The organism is Faecalicatena fissicatena (assembly GCF_016900595.1).
GTDB classification, from domain to species: domain Bacteria; phylum Bacillota; class Clostridia; order Lachnospirales; family Lachnospiraceae; genus Claveliimonas; species Claveliimonas intestinigallinarum.
Genome location: NZ_JACLYY010000004.1, coordinates 27,370 through 46,224 on the forward strand (window position 1 = coordinate 27,370; position 18,855 = coordinate 46,224).

19 protein-coding genes and 1 tRNA gene are annotated in these 18,855 nt (G+C 52.3%); 16 read left to right on the top strand and 4 right to left on the bottom strand.

The features are described 5' to 3' along the window. The first annotated feature begins 7 nt into the window (after window positions 1-7). The 9 genes from codY (at window position 8) to thrS (ending at window position 9,549) form a co-directional block, all read left to right on the top strand. The gene (gene codY / locus H7U36_RS05150; RefSeq protein WP_087172742.1) at window positions 8-790 is read left to right on the top strand and encodes a GTP-sensing pleiotropic transcriptional regulator CodY; all 783 of its coding nucleotides are present in this window, start codon (window positions 8-10) and stop codon (window positions 788-790) included. An 80-nt stretch (window positions 791-870) separates the two neighbouring features. Next, on the top strand, window positions 871-1,170 hold the full coding sequence (locus tag H7U36_RS05155) for a hypothetical protein (protein ID WP_033125857.1): 300 nt from the start codon (window positions 871-873) through the stop codon (window positions 1,168-1,170). Window positions 1,171-1,294: 124 nt separating this feature from the next. Beyond that, window positions 1,295-1,579, top strand: a complete 285-nt coding sequence (locus tag H7U36_RS05160) for a co-chaperone GroES (protein WP_033125856.1) — start codon at window positions 1,295-1,297, stop codon at window positions 1,577-1,579. Between the two features lie 78 nt (window positions 1,580-1,657). Next, window positions 1,658-3,277: a chaperonin GroEL gene (gene groL / locus H7U36_RS05165; RefSeq protein ID WP_033125855.1), complete on the top strand. Its 1,620-nt coding sequence runs from the start codon at window positions 1,658-1,660 to the stop codon at window positions 3,275-3,277. 125 nt (window positions 3,278-3,402) lie between these two features. Then, window positions 3,403-3,897, top strand: a complete 495-nt coding sequence (locus H7U36_RS05170) for a DUF6106 family protein (protein ID WP_033125854.1) — start codon at window positions 3,403-3,405, stop codon at window positions 3,895-3,897. 105 nt (window positions 3,898-4,002) lie between these two features. Continuing rightward, window positions 4,003-5,457: an IMP dehydrogenase gene (guaB, locus tag H7U36_RS05175; protein WP_033125853.1), complete on the top strand. Its 1,455-nt coding sequence runs from the start codon at window positions 4,003-4,005 to the stop codon at window positions 5,455-5,457. Between the two features lie 65 nt (window positions 5,458-5,522). Further along, window positions 5,523-6,557, top strand: a complete 1,035-nt coding sequence (locus H7U36_RS05180) for an aldose epimerase family protein (protein ID WP_033125852.1) — start codon at window positions 5,523-5,525, stop codon at window positions 6,555-6,557. Window positions 6,558-6,702: 145 nt separating this feature from the next. Then, window positions 6,703-7,335 carry a peptidoglycan recognition protein family protein gene (locus H7U36_RS05185; protein WP_081958026.1) on the top strand — a complete coding sequence of 211 codons (633 nt, stop codon included), beginning with the start codon at window positions 6,703-6,705 and terminating at the stop codon, window positions 7,333-7,335. Window positions 7,336-7,797: 462 nt separating this feature from the next. After that, a complete protein-coding gene (thrS, locus tag H7U36_RS05190) occupies window positions 7,798-9,549 on the top strand; it encodes a threonine--tRNA ligase (protein ID WP_033125850.1) in 1,752 nt (583 codons plus the stop codon). A 138-nt stretch (window positions 9,550-9,687) separates the two neighbouring features. On the opposite strand, the gene H7U36_RS05195 is transcribed toward thrS, so the two are convergent. From H7U36_RS05195 to H7U36_RS05205, 3 genes are all read right to left on the bottom strand, one after another. Then, complete coding sequence (locus H7U36_RS05195; protein ID WP_033125849.1) at window positions 9,688-9,882, bottom strand: hypothetical protein; 195 nt, start codon at window positions 9,880-9,882, stop codon at window positions 9,688-9,690. A gap of 88 nt (window positions 9,883-9,970) precedes the next feature. Beyond that, window positions 9,971-11,197, bottom strand: coding sequence for a dicarboxylate/amino acid:cation symporter (locus H7U36_RS05200; RefSeq protein WP_033125848.1), 1,227 nt, complete (start codon window positions 11,195-11,197; stop codon window positions 9,971-9,973). 327 nt (window positions 11,198-11,524) lie between these two features. Next, window positions 11,525-13,525 (bottom strand): oxidoreductase, encoded by a 2,001-nt coding sequence (locus H7U36_RS05205; RefSeq protein ID WP_033125847.1) that lies wholly within the window; start codon window positions 13,523-13,525, stop codon window positions 11,525-11,527. Window positions 13,526-13,775: 250 nt separating this feature from the next. On the opposite strand from H7U36_RS05205, the gene H7U36_RS05210 reads away from it, so the two are divergent. From H7U36_RS05210 to H7U36_RS05225, 4 genes are all read left to right on the top strand, one after another. Beyond that, window positions 13,776-14,561: a shikimate kinase gene (locus H7U36_RS05210; protein ID WP_033125846.1), complete on the top strand. Its 786-nt coding sequence runs from the start codon at window positions 13,776-13,778 to the stop codon at window positions 14,559-14,561. Further along, window positions 14,561-15,070 (top strand): YqeG family HAD IIIA-type phosphatase, encoded by a 510-nt coding sequence (locus H7U36_RS05215; RefSeq protein ID WP_033125845.1) that lies wholly within the window; start codon window positions 14,561-14,563, stop codon window positions 15,068-15,070. The genes H7U36_RS05210 and H7U36_RS05215 overlap by 1 nt, the downstream gene beginning before the upstream one ends. An 84-nt stretch (window positions 15,071-15,154) precedes the next feature. Next, window positions 15,155-15,712, top strand: coding sequence for an elongation factor P (gene efp / locus H7U36_RS05220; RefSeq protein ID WP_033125844.1), 558 nt, complete (start codon window positions 15,155-15,157; stop codon window positions 15,710-15,712). A gap of 183 nt (window positions 15,713-15,895) precedes the next feature. Further along, window positions 15,896-16,822 (top strand): DUF5688 family protein, encoded by a 927-nt coding sequence (locus H7U36_RS05225; protein WP_191493486.1) that lies wholly within the window; start codon window positions 15,896-15,898, stop codon window positions 16,820-16,822. A gap of 65 nt (window positions 16,823-16,887) precedes the next feature. On the opposite strand, the gene H7U36_RS05230 is transcribed toward H7U36_RS05225, so the two are convergent. Beyond that, window positions 16,888-16,959 (bottom strand) — tRNA-Arg (locus tag H7U36_RS05230). 157 nt (window positions 16,960-17,116) lie between these two features. On the opposite strand from H7U36_RS05230, the gene H7U36_RS05235 reads away from it, so the two are divergent. The 3 genes from H7U36_RS05235 to H7U36_RS05245 are packed head-to-tail and all read left to right on the top strand — an operon-like array spanning window position 17,117 to window position 18,839. After that, window positions 17,117-17,770 (top strand): hypothetical protein, encoded by a 654-nt coding sequence (locus H7U36_RS05235; protein WP_052084024.1) that lies wholly within the window; start codon window positions 17,117-17,119, stop codon window positions 17,768-17,770. A gap of 38 nt (window positions 17,771-17,808) precedes the next feature. Continuing rightward, window positions 17,809-18,516, top strand: a complete 708-nt coding sequence (locus H7U36_RS05240) for an AzlC family ABC transporter permease (protein WP_033125843.1) — start codon at window positions 17,809-17,811, stop codon at window positions 18,514-18,516. Next, the gene (locus tag H7U36_RS05245; RefSeq protein WP_033125842.1) at window positions 18,507-18,839 is read left to right on the top strand and encodes a branched-chain amino acid transport AzlD family protein; all 333 of its coding nucleotides are present in this window, start codon (window positions 18,507-18,509) and stop codon (window positions 18,837-18,839) included. The genes H7U36_RS05240 and H7U36_RS05245 overlap by 10 nt, the downstream gene beginning before the upstream one ends. Window positions 18,840-18,855: the final 16 nt, after the last annotated feature.

An 18,855-nucleotide genomic window follows, 5' to 3' on the forward strand; every position in this document is an offset into this window, starting at 1 on the left:
GTTGCGTATGAGTGTACAATTATTAGATAAAACAAGAAAAATCAATAAATTACTGCACAACAACAACTCCAGCAAGGTTGTCTTTAATGATATCTGTGAGGTGTTGACGGAAATCCTGAATTCCAACGTGCTGGTCATCAGCAAGAAGGGAAAGGTCTTAGGTGTCAGCAGGTGCAGTGGTGTAGGTGTGATCACGGAACTCATCAAGGGAGAGGTCGGATGCCATATAGACGAGATGCTCAATGAGCGTCTGCTGAACATCCTCTCCACAAAGGAAAATGTCAATCTGGAGACCCTGGGCTTTTCCCAGGAGACAGCGAAGGGCTACCAGGCTATTGTCACGCCCATCGAGATCGCGGGAGAGAGGCTTGGAACTCTGTTTATCTACAAGCAGGGCGAGGACTACGAGATTGACGACATTATTTTAAGTGAATATGGAACGATGATCGTGGGGCTTGAGATGCTCCGGTCCGTCAATGAAGAAAACGCAGAGGAGACACGCAAAGAACATATCGTCCAGTCAGCTATCAGTACACTCTCCTTTTCTGAGCTGGAGGCCATCATCCATATTTTTGACGAGCTGGAGGGCACAGAGGGCATCCTGGTCGCCAGCAAGATCGCTGACCGCGTGGGCATCACAAGGTCCGTCATCGTAAACGCGCTGCGCAAGTTTGAGAGCGCCGGCGTCATCGAGTCCAGGTCATCCGGCATGAAGGGGACATATATCAAGGTAGTCAACGACTATGTCTTCACAGAGCTGGAAAAGATCAAGGCTGAGAGAAACAAATAATCTTTTATAAAAATAAGACGAATGATGAAGAGAAAGGGTATCGGGAAACTGATGCCCTTCTTTTGGGAAGGAGGACGACTATGTACGAGGGAAGCACTGCAGTGCTCAGGATGCTCCACGTCTACCTGGAGGGGGAGCTGATGGATGAAAGAGAATATGTCTGCAGGATCACTGCATATGACCCGGACAGAGAGTATATGTATATGACAGTGGAGGAGGGGGAGCTGACGGACCTCTCCCTGGATGCAGAGTACGACTGCAGCATAAGGCCGGAGGAGGTGAGCTGTCAGGGCTCGGTGAAGGAGCGGTATTTCGACAGAGAGGGGAGCCGGCTCGTTTTCTCTGTGGAAAATGGATTTTATAAAAATAATATAAACTGAAATAAAGTGTGTTGACAAAACAAATGGAGAGTGCTATTTTATTACTAGAGTTTATTAGCACTCTCCATTTAAGAGTGCTGACAAATATAAAATTTATATAGATAGCTTAAAGGAGGAACCATTCATGAAATTAGTACCATTGGGAGACAGAGTTGTATTGAAACAGTTAGTTGCTGAAGAGACTACAAAGTCCGGTATCGTCCTGCCGGGACAGTCCAAAGAGAAACCCCAGCAGGCTGAAGTGATCGCAGTTGGCCCGGGCGGAGTAGTGGACGGCAAAGAAGTGGAGATGCATGTGAAGGAAGGCCAGCAGGTTATCTATTCCAAATATGCGGGAACAGAAGTGGAGCTGGACGAGGAGTCCTACATCATCGTAAGACAGAGTGATATCCTTGCAGTGATCGAGTAGGATCAGCTTAGTGCATCAGAATTTTAACATCAAATCTGAGAATAAAACTTAAATCAGAAAACAGGAGGATTGATTATCATGGCAAAGGAAATCAAATACGGAGCAGATGCCAGAGCAGCACTGGAGTCAGGTGTAAATCAGCTGGCAGATACAGTAAGGGTGACACTTGGACCGAAGGGAAGAAATGTTGTCCTTGACAAATCATTCGGAGCACCCCTCATCACAAACGACGGTGTGACTATCGCAAAGGAGATCGAGCTTGAGGATCCGTTTGAGAACATGGGCGCACAGCTCATCCGCGAGGTTGCTTCCAAGACAAACGATGTAGCTGGTGACGGTACTACAACAGCTACAGTTCTTGCACAGGCAATGGTTCACGAGGGAATGAAGAACCTGGCAGCAGGCGCTAACCCCATCGTGCTGAGAAAAGGTATGAAGAAAGCTACAGATAAAGCTGTTGAGGCCATCCAGGGTATGAGCAGCAAGGTGACAGGAAGAGACCAGATCGCCAGAGTTGCGGCAATCTCAGCCAGCGATGACGAAGTGGGCGAGATGGTAGCAGAGGCCATGGAGAAGGTTTCCAACGACGGTGTCATCACCATCGAGGAGTCCAAGACCATGAAGACCGAGCTGGATCTTGTAGAAGGTATGCAGTTCGACCGCGGTTATGTATCCGCTTACATGTGCACAGATATGGATAAGATGGAGGCCAACCTGGAGGATCCTTACATCCTCATCACAGACAAGAAGATTTCCAACATTCAGGAGATCCTGCCTCTGCTGGAGCAGGTTGTGCAGGCCGGCGCAAGACTTCTCATCATCGCTGAGGATGTAGAGGGCGAGGCTCTGACAACTCTGATCGTCAACAAGCTGAGAGGAACCTTCAACGTAGTGGCTGTCAAGGCTCCGGGCTACGGCGACAGAAGAAAAGCCATGCTGGAGGATATCGCTATCCTGACAGGCGGACAGGTGATCTCCGACGAGCTGGGCCTGGATCTGAAGGAGACTACAATGGATCAGCTCGGACGCGCGAAATCTGTAAAGGTTCAGAAGGAGAACACAGTCATTGTAGACGGACTTGGAGAGAAGGACGCTATCCAGGCGCGTATCGCTCAGATCAAGGCACAGATCGAGGAGACGACATCTGACTTTGACAGAGAGAAATTACAGGAGAGACTTGCCAAGCTGGCAGGCGGCGTTGCTGTTATCCGTGTAGGCGCTGCCACAGAGACTGAGATGAAAGAGGCCAAACTCCGGATGGAGGATGCCCTGGCAGCTACAAGAGCAGCTGTTGAGGAAGGCATCATCGCAGGCGGCGGTTCCGCATACATCCACGCTTCCAAGGAAGTGGCAAAACTTGCTGACACGCTGGAAGGTGACGAGAAGACAGGTGCAAACGTAGTGCTGAAAGCTCTGGAGGCTCCTCTGTTCCACATCGTTGCCAACGCCGGACTGGAGGGCGCTGTCATCATCAACAAGGTAAGAGAGTCCGAGCCGGGACAGGGCTTTGACGCTTACAAGGAAGAGTATGTGGATATGGTGAAGTCCGGTATCCTTGATCCTGCAAAGGTTACAAGAAGCGCTCTTCAGAACGCCACAAGCGTTGCCTCCACTCTGCTGACAACAGAGTCCGTTGTTGCGAACATCAAAGAAGAGACTCCGGCAGCACCGGCAGGCGGCGGAATGGGCATGATGTAATCACGCTTCTTTATAAAGATGAAAATTTAGAAAACTCCCCCCGGGGAGTTTTCTTTTTATATTTGGATGTGCTATAATGTCCACAGGCAAATCCTGCCTGAGAAACTGACATTGGAGGAAGAAAGATGGGTGACTTCTATACAGAGCAATTGGTCAAGAAGAAGACAGACGGGAAGGATATAGCGATGAAAATCCTGCTGATCGTGCTGACAGTAATCAGCTTTTTTATCGCTTTTTTAGTGCCCCTTTTAATTCTTGTGCCTATACTGTTTGTTGTGGCTGACGTATTTCTGTTCAGGAGGATGGATGTGGAGTACGAATACATTTACATTAACGGAGACCTGGACATTGACAAGGTGATGCACAAGGAGCGCAGGAAGCACATGCTCTCTGTAAATGTGAAGGATATGGAGCTGCTTGCCCCGGAGGGAGCCTTCCAGCTGCAGTCCTACAAAACAGGAAAGATCTATGATTACAGCAGCGGCATCACATCTGCCCCGAACCGCTATGTCCTCGTATTTACAAGGGCAGGGGAGACGGCAAAGATACTTATTGAGCCAAACAGCGACCTGGTGGAGGGCTTTTTCCTCATGGCGCCAAGAAAAGTTATCCGGAAATAGCAGGCACGACAAAATTGGTGCAATAAAGGAAAAGTTATTGACAAAGACAGCAGTCTTTGGGTATGATAGCAGTTAAACATGACAAAAGAAAGAGAGGAATAAACGATGGGTAAAATTATCGGAGAGGGAATCACATTTGACGATGTGCTTTTAGTGCCAGGATACTCAGAGGTAATCCCAAATCAGGTAGACTTGTCCACATATCTTACAAAGAAGATCAGACTGAATATTCCCATGATGAGTGCCGGAATGGACACGGTCACAGAGCACCGCATGGCTATCGCCATGGCGCGCCAGGGCGGCATTGGTATCATCCATAAAAATATGTCTATTGAACAGCAGGCGGAAGAGGTAGACAAGGTAAAGCGTTCAGAGAACGGCGTTATCACGGATCCATTCTATCTTTCCCCGGAAAACACACTGGCAGACGCCAATGAGCTGATGGGCAAATTCCGGATTTCCGGTGTCCCCATCACCGAGGGCAGAAAGCTGGTGGGTATCATTACCAACCGTGACCTGAAGTTTGAGGAGGACTTTACAAAGAAGATCAAGGAGTCCATGACATCTGAGGGACTGATCACCGCAAAGGAGGGCATCACCCTGGAGGAGGCCAAGAAAATCCTGGCCAAGGCGAGAAAAGAGAAATTACCCATCGTTGATGATGATTTTAACCTGAAAGGCCTGATCACCATCAAAGATATAGAGAAGCAGATCAAATATCCGCTGTCTGCCAAGGATGAGCAGGGACGTCTCCTGTGCGGCGCTGCCCTTGGGATCACAGCCAACTGCCTGGAGAGAGCCCAGGAGCTGGTGAATGCCAAGGTGGACGTTGTGGTGCTTGACTCTGCCCACGGACACTCTGCCAATGTGCTGCACACCATTGACATGGTCAAGAGCAAATTCCCGGATCTGCAGGTCATTGCAGGTAATGTGGCAACAGGCGCGGCTGCTGAGGCCCTCATCAAGGCCGGCGCTGACGCGGTCAAAGTCGGCATCGGTCCGGGGTCCATCTGCACGACACGTATCGTGGCCGGTATCGGCGTGCCCCAGATCACGGCGGTCATGGACTGCTATGAGGTGGCGGACAAGTACGGTATCCCGATCATTGCCGATGGAGGGATCAAGTACTCCGGCGACATGACAAAAGCCATTGCCGCAGGCGCCAATGTATGTATGATGGGAAGCATCTTTGCGGGATGTGACGAGAGCCCGGGAACTTTCGAGCTGTTCCAGGGAAGAAAGTACAAGGTATACAGGGGCATGGGATCCATTGCAGCCATGGAGAACGGAAGCAAGGACCGCTACTTCCAGGAGAACGCCAAGAAGCTTGTTCCCGAGGGCGTAGAGGGCCGTGTGGCATACAAGGGAACCGTGGAAGATACGGTATTCCAGCTCATGGGCGGACTCCGGTCCGGTATGGGATACTGCGGAACATCTACCATTGAGGAGCTGAAGACAAATGCCCGCTTCATCAAGATTTCAGCAGCATCCTTAAAGGAGAGCCATCCCCATGATATCCATATCACGAAGGAAGCTCCCAACTACAGCGTGGACGAATAGAAAGAGATTTCAGGACGAAGCCTGCCCTTTTTGGGCGGGCTTCTGACAGACAGGGGGTAAAGCATATGACAGAGACATTTGGAAAGACATCCGCAGGGTGGGAGACCACTCTGTACACACTGGATAATAAAAACGGCATGCAGATCGCAGTATCAGATTACGGCGCCACTCTGGTGAAGGTGCTTGTGCCGGACCGGGAAGGAAAGCTGGTCGATGTAGTTCTTGGCTATGATGATGCGGCTGGATATGAGGCCGGAGACAAATTTTTCGGAGCTATCGTGGGAAGAGTGGCCAACCGCATCGGAGGCGCCTCCTTTGAGCTGAATGGAAGGACGTATCAGCTGGACAAAAATGACAATGGAAACAATCTCCACAGCGGCATGGACTTCTACAGCAAGCGGATGTGGAGAGTGGAAGAGTACGGGAAGGATCACATCGTGCTGAGTCTTCACAGCCCGGACGGAGATCAGGGATACCCGGGAGAAGTGGATATCACAGTCACCTACACTCTGACAGGGGACAATGAGGTGAAGATCCACTATCACGCTGTGCCAAAGGAGGATACCCTTCTCAACATGACCAACCACAGCTACTTCAACCTTGCAGGGCAGAGCTCGGGCACTATCCTGGACCAGGAGGTGTGGATCGATGCGGACGCCTACACAGAGGCGGACGCCCAGTCCATCCCCACAGGAGAGATCACACCAGTGGAGGGAACTCCCATGGATTTCCGGGAGAGCAAAGAGATTGGCAGGGATATCGAAGAAGACTACCAGGCGCTGAAGTTCGGCGGCGGCTACGACCACAACTGGGCCCTGAATGGCTCCGGCTTCCGGAAGGTGGCCAGCCTGAGCTGTGAGAAGAGCGGCATCTCCATGGAGGTGTACACAGATCTTCCGGGCATGCAGCTTTACTGCGGCAATTTCCTGGAGGGAGACATCGGGAAGGGCGGATACGCCTACGGAAAGAGGAGCGGCGTCTGCTTTGAGACCCAGTATTTTCCGGATGCTGTGCACAAGGAGAATTTTGCCGGCCCTGTGGTGCGGGCGGGAGAGACCTACGACACAGTCACCAGCTATAAATTTACATTCGGCAGATAAAATTTATAAAATCATAAGTAAGTCTTCATATTTTCTTACTCTGAATATGATAGAATGAACAGGTAAGGAAGATGGAGATCCTATGATGAGCAGGCGAACAGGAAGAATAAAGAAGAGAAAGACAAAGGTACAGCATCAGAGACAGATGAAAACATATTGGAAGGCAGGGCTGATCATTCTGGCAGCCCTGCTTGCCGTGTTGGCGGTCATCCGGGTGGCCCGTCCCCAGTGGCTGGGCGGCGGCTACATAGAGTACGACAACGCCCAGGTGGACGCCACCAGGCCGGATATAGACGTGGAGCTTCTGACCGTCAACCCCTACTCCAGGCCGGGGGACGCCACACAGCGCATCACCGGTATCGTGATCCACTACACGGCTAATCCCGGCTCTACGGCCATGGACAACCGGAACTACTTTGAGGGGCTCAAGGACAGCCACGAGACCCAGGCCAGCAGCAACTTTATCGTGGGCCTGGACGGGGAGATCGTCCAGTGTGTGCCCACCTGGGAGGTGGCCTACGCCTCCAACTCCAGGAACATCGACACTGTGTCTATCGAGTGCTGCCATCCGGACGAGACGGGGAAGTTTAACGACGCCACCTACCGCTCCATGGTGCAGCTCACCGCCTGGCTCTGTCTGAAGTTCGGGCTGGATGAAAACGATGTGATCCGTCACTACGATGTGACGGGAAAGATCTGTCCCAAATACTTTGTGGAGCATGAGGACGCCTGGGATCAGTTCCGGGTGGATGTGGGAGCGGCCATTGACCGGACCTAGAGGAGCTGTCTGTTTCCGGGATAAAAGGATTGACTTTTTCCGTCAGATGGATATAATAAAAATAGCTGGCAGGTCCAAAGCACGGACAGAAAGGCCGGCGAGGAACAAAAACACAATCTCAGACAGGAAAGGCACAGACGGAAACGAGTAGTCCTCCGGAGCTATCCAGAGAGAGGGGCGTGATGCTGGAAGTCCCTTATAGCAGATGGACGATGAAAACCATTCCCGAGCCGCACTGCGGAACAGCCCAATGGCTCAGTAAGTGGTGACGCAGCCCGCGTTAAGGGACAGGATTTTGTTTTCAGGAAATCCTTTTGAGTGAAAAATAAAGGTGGAACCGTGCAGAGAAAAGATGCACCCTTGCGGAGGACGAAGAGGCAGTCCCGGCAGGGGCGCTTTTTAATTTGGAGAAAAGTCCTCCGGCGGCTGTCTGGATGAAAGCAGAGAAAGGAGAAAAAGACTATGAAAGTAAGCATGAAAGACGGGTCTGTTCAGGATCTGACATTCGCGGACGAAGTGGGACAGGAGGCGTTCCGCCACACCACATCCCACATCCTTGCGCAGGCAGTGAAGCGCCTCTGGCCGGACACAAAGTGCGCCATCGGACCGGCTATCAAGGACGGCTTTTACTATGACTTTGAATTCAGCTTTCCGTTTACCACGGAGCACCTGGCTGAAGTGGAAAAAGAGATGAAGAAGATCGTGAAGGAGGCCCTTCCTCTGGAGAGGAGCGCGGTCAGCAGGGAGGAGGCCTTAAAGCTCATGGAGGACAGAGGAGAGCCCTACAAGGTGGAGCTCATCCAGGATCTCCCTGAGGGAGAGGAGATCAGCCTCTACAGGCAGGGCGAGTTCGTGGATCTGTGCGCAGGCCCACACGTGTCCAACACAAGCGTGATCAAGGCCCTGAAGCTTCAGAGCGTGGCAGGCGCCTACTGGCACGGCGATGAGCACAACCAGATGCTGACAAGGATTTACGGCACCTCCTTCCCCAAGGCGGCGGAGCTGGACGAGTATCTGGCCAAGATCGAGGAGGCCAAGAAGAGGGACCACAGAAAGCTTGGAAAGGAGCTGGGACTCTTTGCTATCATGGAGGAAGGCCCGGGATTTCCGTTCTTCCTTCCCAAGGGAATGGTGCTCAAGAACCTGCTCATCGACTACTGGAGAAAGCTGCACACAAGAGAAGGCTATGTGGAGATCTCCACACCTATCATCCTGAGCCGCCATCTCTGGGAGAATTCCGGACACTGGGATCACTATAAGGACAATATGTACACCACAGTCATTGACGGCGAGGACTATGCGGTGAAGCCCATGAACTGCCCCGGCGGCATGCTGGTCTACAAGGTGGAGCCCCGCTCCTACAAGGACCTGCCTATGCGGGTGGGCGAGCTGGGACTGGTACACCGCCATGAGAAATCCGGACAGCTCCACGGTCTGATGCGGGTGCGCTGCTTCACACAGGACGATGCCCACATCTTCATGACAGAGGATCAGGTGCAGGACGAGATCAAGGGCGTGGCAAAGCTGATCGACGAGGTGTACTCCAAATTCGGCTTTAAATACCACGTAGAGCTCTCCACAAGGCCCGAGGACAGTATGGGTACGGACGAGGAGTGGGAGATGGCTACAAACGCCCTCAGAGGCGCTCTGGAGTCTCTTGGACTGGACTATGTAGTGAACGAGGGAGACGGCGCCTTCTACGGCCCGAAGATCGACTTCCATCTGGAGGACTCCATCGGAAGGACCTGGCAGTGCGGAACCATCCAGCTTGACTTCCAGATGCCCCAGAGATTTGACCTGGAGTACACGGGGGCAGACGGAGAGAAGCACCGTCCCATCATGATCCACAGGGTGGCATTTGGCTCCATCGAGCGCTTCATCGGTATCCTCATCGAGCATTACGCCGGAAAATTCCCGGTATGGCTCTCACCTGTGCAGGTGAAGATCCTTCCTGTGTCCGAGAAGTTTGCCGACTACGCGAAGAAGGTATCTGACGAGCTGAAGGCAGCAGGCGTCCGCGTGGAGACAGACTTAAGGAGCGAGAAGCTGGGCTACAAGATCCGCAGCGCCCAGATGGAGAAGGTTCCCTATATGCTCATCGTCGGCGAGAAGGAAGTGGAGGGAGAGTGCGTTTCCGTCCGCAGAAGAGACGAGGGAGATATCGGCAGCATGAGTGTGGACGAGTTCGCAAAGCTTGTGCTGGAGGATCAGTAGGACGCTTCAGGACCGCAGTAAAGCATGGGACTGAAATATAAGATAGAAAAAGGCGGCAGCGCCCGGGTGAACATGCCATGTGCATGACCCGGCGCTGCCGCCTTTTTTTGGGCTGTTTTCTGTTATTCCTGTCTTTTGCTACTCCATCATGACCATGTGGGCGATGGAGGCCGCATCGTCAGAGTGGCTCTGGCGGCAGACGAGGATGCTGCTGATGTAGTCCTCCTCCAGCTCCAGCGCCTGGCTGATCTGCTTTATGGTCTGGCCTGCGTCGTTAAACTTCAGAACCTGCTCTATCTCCCTTGTGACCTGTTCCAGTGTCTTTTCTGCCATTGGTTTATCCTCTCTTTTGCCTGAAATGTAGTTTCTATTTTAAAAGAAAAGGGTGGAAATGTCCAGAGGGAGATTGTAGCTGTCTGCCCTAGCTGTTATATACATCCTCGTCCAGCATCTTCAGGCTCTTCGACACAAGCGTGGTGCCGGTCAGGTCTCCCACGTTGTTGGCCATGGTGGCGAATGGATCGAGGATCGGCCATACTGCGGCCAGGATCGGGATGAGCGTCAGGCCTGCATCTCCGATGATGGTCTGGATGATGATAGTGGACATGACAATGCCGGAGCCCTTTACGCCGGCTGCGCCGATGGAGAGGATCAGGCTTAAGAAAATAAACTGGAAGATCCTTTCCGGCGTGATGTCAAGCCCAAACAGGTTGCAGGCAAAGATTGCGATGACACTGTACTGGATGGCGGCTCCATCCATGTTGCATGTATTTCCCAGAGGAAGGGTAAAGCCGTAAACCTTCTCTGAACATCCCAGCCTTTCCTCCGCAATCTTGATGGATACCGGAAGTGTGGCCGCTGATGAGGTTGTGGTAAAGGCAACCAGCATGGATGTGGATATCTTTTTGAAGAATTTGCCCACATTTACCCTGGCCAGAAGCTTCAGCACCGTGGGATAGAATACAACCATGAACACAAGGATGGTGATATCTATCGTGAGGATAAATACGATTACTTCCTTTACCATTGCTCCGGATAAGGTTGAAACCATGGAGGCCATCAGGGACAGGATACCGATGGGGGAAAAGCCAATCACGTAGGATGTGATCTTCAGCATGATATCGTTGCCTTCCTTGATGATCTTTACAAAGGTGGATGCCTGGTCGCCCAACGCCAGCAGGGCCACACCTAAGAACAGACAGAACACGATGATCTGGATCATGTTGGCGTCCACCATGGCCTTGACGATGTTGTCCGGGAACCAGGAGATGATGTTCTCCACCATATCAAAGTCAGAAGCCTCCGCGGCCTCTCCTGATAAAACGAAATCAGATACGTTTTTGCCCGGCTGGGTGATCATTCCGCCGATCACGCCGAAGATGGATGCCGCCACAGTTGAAAGCGTGTAGTAAATGACAATCCTTCCGCCGACAGAGCGGAGCTGTTTGGCATCCTTCATGGAGCAAATGCCGTTTGTAATACTGAAGAGCACAAGCGGTACGATCAGCATTTTCAGCAGGTTGAGAAAGATGTCGCCCAGCGGAGAAATAAAATCTGCTGCTTTCGGGGACACAATACCGATTATGATACCGATTATGATACCAGCGAGAATTTGTGCCCACAGAGGTGTCTTTAAGAGTTTTTTCATTTTCTCTCACATTCCTTTCTGTAAATCATTACATACGAGGAGTTACAATGTTCTGGTAAATCGGCCGTCCTACCTAAAACTATTCGATTGTACCACAGGTTAAACTGTTTTAAAAATTCATATTATTTATAAATATTATTTAAAAACGTTTATTTATGCATCGCCTTCAGCCGAGGAAAAAGAAATGATCCCGCGAAGTTCCGGAGACTGAAAGAGGTCCGGATCCCGCGGGATCATTTCTCTGCGAACACGAATGTGTTCATTTATTCATTATTCATAGGATAAGGATGTTTTTGACTGTACCCGGAGCATTTTTCGGGGTGCGCTCTACAGGTATCCCAGTCTGTCTAATGTGGCAAGCACCATGTGGCGCCCTGCGTCTGTTCCGTCTATGATACGGCGGGCGCGAACGGAGTCGCCGATGTTGAGGATCTCTGTGTCCTCGCCGTCAAAGCCCTCTGCGATCTCATTCCAGAGAGGAGCGTAGGCCTTCATGCCGAGGCAGACAAAGCCGTAGTCGAAGGGGAGCTCCTCCTCCTTGCCGTCGCGTTTTACGGTGAAGGAGTGGGGATTTACCTTCTGCAGGGCTGTGTTTACGAGCTGCGTTACATTGTGCTTTCCCATGCACTCGTTCATGCTGGAGGTAGTGGAAGCGTCCAGACCCTTTCCGATCACAGGCATCATCTCGATGATGGTCGTCTCGGCTCCGCGGGGAGCGAAGAACTCTACCACGTCAAGTCCCACAGCGCCGCCGCCGATGACGATGACCTTCTTGCCAGTCATGTCCTTGTCAAAGGCCGGGATGTCGCCCATCAGATCCTTGATGCCGTACACTCCTGTGCCCTCCTTGCCCAGGTTCTCATGGAGTCCCTCGATAGGCGGAAGGAGCGGTACGGAACCGGTGGAGTTTACAACCAGATCCGGCTCATAGGATTTGATCATGTCCACAGTTACGTCCACGCCTGTCTTGATGGTCAGGTTCGAAAGTCCCTCTGCCCGGTGCTTCAGGTAGGTGGGGAAGTCCGCCAGACGCTTCTTGGCCGGAATTCTGGAAATCTCCACGGAAAGTCCGCCGATGTGGTCCTGCTTTTCCAGAAGTGTAACATTGCAGCCCACCTCAGCGGCTGTGCAGGCAGCCTCAAGTCCGGCGGTGCCGGCGCCCACTACAACTACATTGCAGGGCTTGTTTACCTTCTGTTTCTTGTAGGCTTCTCCGTTTATGAGGTCCGGGTTCACGGTGCAGCGCAGAGGCTTGTTGCCTCCGATACGGTTGCCCACGCAGCCGATGTTGCAGGAGATACACTTGCGGATGTCTTCCACATGTCCGTATCTTGCCTTGTTGCACCAGTCGGGGTCTGCGATCAGTCCGCGGCCCATACCGATCAGATCCGCGTCGCCCCGATCCAGGATGTCCTCAGCCACCTGGGGATTGCGGATGTTTCCGATAGCGATGGTCGGTTTGTGGAATTTGTCACGGACAGCCTTTGCCATGTAGGAGCGCCATCCGTCCTCCAGATAGTTGGCGTCGATCTGGTACTGGATGGAGGGGTTCAGGGCGGAGGAGGTGTCGAACATGTCCACACCGTCATTTAAGAACTCCAGGTATTCCAGGCAGTCTTCCACTGTGTTTCCGCCTTCTACAAGCTCGTCCACGCTCAGACGGAGGGAAATCGGCACTCGCGGTCCGACGGCCGCGCGCACTTCATCGATGACCATGCGGCAGAAGCGGGCGCGGTTCTCGGCGCAGCCTCCGAACTCGTCTGTACGGTCGTTCATAGTCGGTGAGAGAAACTGGCTGATCAGGTAGGAGTGTCCGGCGTGGATCTCCACCATGTCAAAGCCTGCGTTTACCGCGCGGCGTGCGGCAGCGCCGTAATCCTTTGCGATACTCTCGAGCTCCTCCCTTGTCAGCGGGCGGGGTCTCTCTCCGCCTTCCTTGGAGGGAAGAGTGGAGGCGGAGACGGGCTGCATGCCGATCCTTGAGGACATGGCGGAAGCGCCGGCGTGGTTCAGCTGTACACCCATGCAGGCGCCGTATTTGTGACAGGCCTCTGTCAGATTGAAAAGACGGGGAATGTAGCAGTCCTTGTCAATGCGCAGCTGGGTTGTCCCGTTGGAGCCCTCCGGATATTTCACACATACATTTTCCACGATGATGAGTCCTGTGCCGCCTCTGGCGCGCAGCTCGTAGTATTTGATGTGCTCATCGCTCAGCTCTCCAGTGTGTCCGGCAAAGTCGCTTCCCATGGGCATCATGACAACGCGGTTCGGTAGTGTCATGCCGTTGATCGTGAGGGGGCTGAAGATGTGTTTGAAGTTGTTCTTCATTTGATATACCTCCGTTATTTTGGTTTTTCAGATAATCTGAACTTACTATGATACCATTATAAAATATTGTTAAAGATAAAACAAATTCATGTTTTTGTGGCGGATGATAGAATATATCTATGGTTTCTGCCAAAAGATTAAACGTAAGGAAGGAAAGCCCGCTTTTTCGCCTATACTCATTGAAAATCTGCATGTGTTTTGCTATAATATGAAAATGTATTTTGGGATAATATAACAGGAGAGAAAAGCGATGAACGATTTGGAGATGTACCGTGAACAGCTTGCGCTGTGCGACGACAAGATTATTGATGCGCTGGTAGAGAGAAACGCCATAGTGGAGAAGATCATGGCCTACAAGGAAGAGTACGGCATGCCCATTCTCCAGCCCCAGCAGGAGGCAAAGCAGGCGGCGCGTCTGAAGGAGAAGCTTGGTGACAATAAATACAGAGAAGAGATCTACGATGTCTTCCGCCGGATCAACCGCAACAGCAAGCGTATCCAGGCGAGAAAGCTGTTTGACTACAATATTATCCTCATCGGATTTATGGGGGCCGGAAAGACAACCATCTCCGATTATCTGAGCACCATGTTCGCCATGAATATCGTGGAGATGGACCAGGTGATCGAGGAGCGGGAAGAGATGAGTATCCAGGATATCTTCGCCACATACGGTGAGGAGTATTTCCGCGAGCTGGAGACGAACCTGCTGATCGAGATGCAGTCCAGGAAGAACACGGTTATCTCCTGCGGAGGCGGCGTAGCCATGCGGGAGAGAAATGTGGCTGAGATGAAGAAGAACGGCCGGGTCGTTCTTCTGACCGCAAGTCCGGAGACCATCTATGAGAGAGTGAAGGACAGCAACAACCGCCCAGTGCTCAACGGGCGGAAGAATGTGCAGGGGATTTCAGAGCTGATGGAGCAGCGCCGGGAGAAATATGAGGCGGCCGCGGACATTGTGGTGAACACAGACGGAAAGACTGTGCTCCAGGTGTGCGAGGAAATGATCCAGAAGCTGACGGAGATGGAAGATAAATAATGTTTGATCGATTTTTTCCCGACAGGTATGTGGCTTCCACATACGTGATAGATTTTGAGAAGCTGTACGAGGAGGGTGTGCGGGGCCTGATCTTTGACATCGATAACACCCTTGTCCCCCACGGGGCGCCTGCCGACGAGCGGGCGGTGCGTCTCTTTGCAAGACTCAAGGATATTGGCTTTCGGTGCTGCCTGATCTCCAACAACCAGGAGAAGCGGGTGAAGACCTTCAATGAGCCCATCCAGGTGGACTATGTCTACAATGCCCATAAGCCCTCTGTGAAAAATTATCTCAGGGCTATGGAGATTATGGGCACGGACAGGGAGAGCACGGTGTTCATAGGGGATCAGCTCTTTACCGATGTGTGGGGAGCAAAGCGGGCGGGGATCCCGAGCATCCTCGTAAAGCCCATCCACCCCAGGGAGGAGATCCAGATCGTCCTGAAGCGCTATCTGGAAAAAATCGTGCTCCATTTTTACAGAAAGAGCCTGAATGGAAAAAAAGGTTGAAAAAAGTACCAGAGTATTATAAAATGGAACAAGTGAAAAAGAACGACATGTGCTATCTGAAGGTACAGTTTAAGGAGGATTATAATGGTTTCAGCAGGAGATTTTAAAAACGGATTAACTGTGGAGATTGAGGGAAACATTTATCAGATTCTTGATTTCCAGCACGTAAAGCCGGGTAAAGGCGCGGCTTTTGTTCGTACAAAGTTAAAGAACATTATCAACGGCGGCGTTGTTGAGAAGACATTCCGCCCCACAGAGAAATTTGAGACAGCTCATATCGACAGAAAGGATATGCAGTATCTGTACTCAGACGGAGATCTCTACAACTTCATGGACATGGAGACCTTTGACCAGCTGGCTGTCAACGCGGACGTTGTGGGCGACTCCCTCAAGTTCGTAAAAGAGAACGACACAGTAAAGGTGATCTCCCACGAGGGAAATGTGTTTGCTATCGAGCCGCCTATCACAGTTGAGCTCCGCGTGACAGAGACAGAGCCGGGCGTGAAGGGCGATACAGCCACAGGCGCTACAAAGCCGGCTATCGTGGAGACGGGCGCGCAGATCATGGTTCCCCTCTTTGTGAACCAGGACGATGTGCTGAAGATCGACACACGTACAGGCGAGTATCTGTCCAGAGTATAATCTGCTCTGAAAATTAAAAAGAATGTCTGAAAAGCCTTGCATTTTTTGCAGGGCTTTTTTATAATATAAGTCACCATAATATTCGTTCCGGGAGCCCGGGTCATGGGAGCTCTGAATATCTTTTTTCAGATCAGCCTGTTTCAGGCAGCACTTCACAAGTTGACATGCAGGGAAAGGAGAACTATGTCGTATGAACAGTTTATAGAGCGGATGGAAGAGAAGTTAAGAGGCAGTCTTGACGGGGGAAGATCTCTCTACGTCAGACAGGTGACAAAAAACAACGGGATGAAGAGGAAGGGGATCGTGTTCTGCGAGCCAGGCGTCAATGTGTCCCCCACCATCTATCTGGAGGAGTACTATGAGCGGTACAGGCAGGGCTGTCCCTTTGAACAGGTGGCGGACCAGATCCTGAGCCTATACGCCCATGTGCGGACGCGGCATTCCTGGGAGGGGGAGTTTGTGACAAAGTACGTCAATGTGCGGCCCAGGCTGATTTATCAGCTCATCAACAGGGAGAAGAACCGGGAGCTGCTCCGGCAGGTGCCCTACGTCCCCTATCTGGATCTGGCCATCGTCTTCCACGTGCTGGTGGACATGAAGGAGGATGACAGGATCGCCACCATGCTTGTGAGGAACGAGCATCTGGAGTGGTGGAAGGTCACCAAAGAGGAGATCTACGAGGAGGCCCGCGCCAACACAGAAAGGCTCCTCCCGGAGGAGTTTACAACGCTGTACGCCCTCCTGACGGAGGAGGAGGGGCCGGCCGCCCCGGAGGAGGATCCGGATGAGCGGCGGGGATACAGCATGTACATCCTCACAAACCGCATTCGGAACTTCGGGGCAGCGGCAGTCCTATATAAGGATGTCCTGAAGCCTATCGGAAGCTATCTGAAGGAGGACTTCTACGTGCTTCCAAGCAGTATCCACGAGGTGATCATCGTGCCTGACAGCAGCGCCCCCTCCTGGCGGGAGACGGCCATGATCGTAAAGGAGATCAATGAGACCCAGGTGAGGGAGGAGGAGGTTTTGTCAGACATTCCCTACCACTACAAGCGGAAGGAAGACAGGCTGAGCCTGCCCCTCTGGGCGATGGACAGGCCGGAGAGCTGAAGGAGACGTCCTCGGGGCGTATCCCACAAAAAAAGAGGAACAGCCGTTGAAGCTGTTCCTCTTTACGTCTCTGACCAGAGTCGAACTGGCGCACCTGCCTCCGGAGGGCAGTGCTCTATCCACTGAGCTACAGAGACAAATAGTATAATAGCACAACCAACTGGAAAAAACAAGGGGAAATTTGAAAAAAACTGCCTGATGGACCTGCCTTGACTTTTTAAATGTTTGCGAGTATCATTTGTAGTGCCCCTTGTCTGCCGGCGCCTGATGATCACAGATGTAATGGAGGTTATCATGAAAGAAAACAGAAAAAAGGGCAGCCAGGACGCGGGAAGCAGAAGTCGCATGACAGTGATCGCTGTCTGTGCGCTGCTGGCCGTGGCCGCAGCAGCTGCCGGAGCTGTTTACGGAGGGGACAAAGCTGCACAGGACAGTGCCAGGGACAGGAAGGCCCAGGCCGTATCCGTCCAGAGTGAAGACGTGCAGACAGAGAACAAAGGATGGCAGGAGGCGGAGAGCAATCCGCTGACGGAGGAGACAGACTCCCAAATTACAGAGGCAGTCCGAAGGTACTATGAGGAGAGGACTGCGCAGAGCCCCTTCGCGGAAGGATACGAAAATCTGAGGATCTACACGAAGCGGGGAAAATACAGGGACACATATTTGGCGTTCGTCCGCTATGATATGAAGATAAAGGATATCTACACTATGGTTCCCGGCCTTGAGACTCTCTATATCGGGGAGGACAAGGAGACAGGGAAGCCCTGTGTGGAGGAGGAGCTGCCGGATGAGGACACGAAGGATGCGGCGCAGCTTTTGGCATCCCAGGAGGATGCGGCCCGGCTGATGGACCAGGTCCAGGCGGCCTACGACCAGGCTGTGGCGTCGGACGCTATCCTGGCGGAGGCTCTGGCCGATCTGGAGGCGGCCTCGACGGGGCAGCAGTAGATTGAATATACGAGAAGGATAAAAAGGACGCAGGAAGTATGAGAGGATACAGACATGCATTTCGGAAGGCGTTCCCGTACACGATACCGGTTCTGACAGGGTATCTGTTTATCGGGATCGCCTTCGGCGTGATGTACGCGGAAAAAGGGTATAATTTTTTGTGGGCTATGCTGATGAGCCTTCTGGTGTACGCGGGCTCGGGACAATATCTGGCGGTGAATTTTTTCGTGCCGGGTATTTCTTTTGTCCAGGTCGTTTTTATGACGCTGATGGTGAATATAAGACATATTTTCTATGGGATATCCCTGCTGGACAGATTTCACTCCATGGGAAAAAAGAGATGGTATATGATATTCGGACTGACAGATGAGACCTACTCGCTTTTGTGTACCACAAAGGTGCCGCCGGATGTGGACGAGGAGAAATTTCTCTTTGCCATCTCCATCATGGATCAGTCCTACTGGGTTATCGGCTCAGTCATCGGTTCCCTTGCGGGGACGCTGATCCCCTTCAACTCGGAGGGCATTGACTTTGCCATGACAGCCCTCTTTGTGGTGATCTTTGTGGAGCAGTGGATGGACGCGAAGAACAGGGCGCCGGAGGTGATCGGCGTGGCGGCGGCGTTTATCTGTCTGCAGATCTTCGGGGCGGACAGCTTTGTCCTGCCCTCCATGCTGCTCATTGTCCTTGTCCTCTTTGTGGGGCGGACCCGCCTTGAGAGAGAGGGGGCGAGAGTATGCCGTTAAGTGTAGGAATGTCGCTGCTCATTATCCTTGCGGTGGCTCTGACCACCTTTGCCACCAGGGTGGTTCCCTTCCTCATCTTTCCAAAAGGGAAGGAGATACCGGATGTGGTCCAGTACCTGGGAAGGGTGCTGACGCCGGCTGTCATCGGCATGCTGGTTGTCTACTGCCTAAAAACAACGCCGGTGCTCTCGGCTCCTCATGGGATACCGGAAGCAGCGGCGGTGCTGGTCACGGCCGGGCTCCATGTGTGGAAGAGGAATAACCTTCTCAGCATCGGAGCCGGCACAGTGCTCTATATGTTTCTTGTGCAGGCGGTCTTTTGAAAGGCCGCCTGCCGTT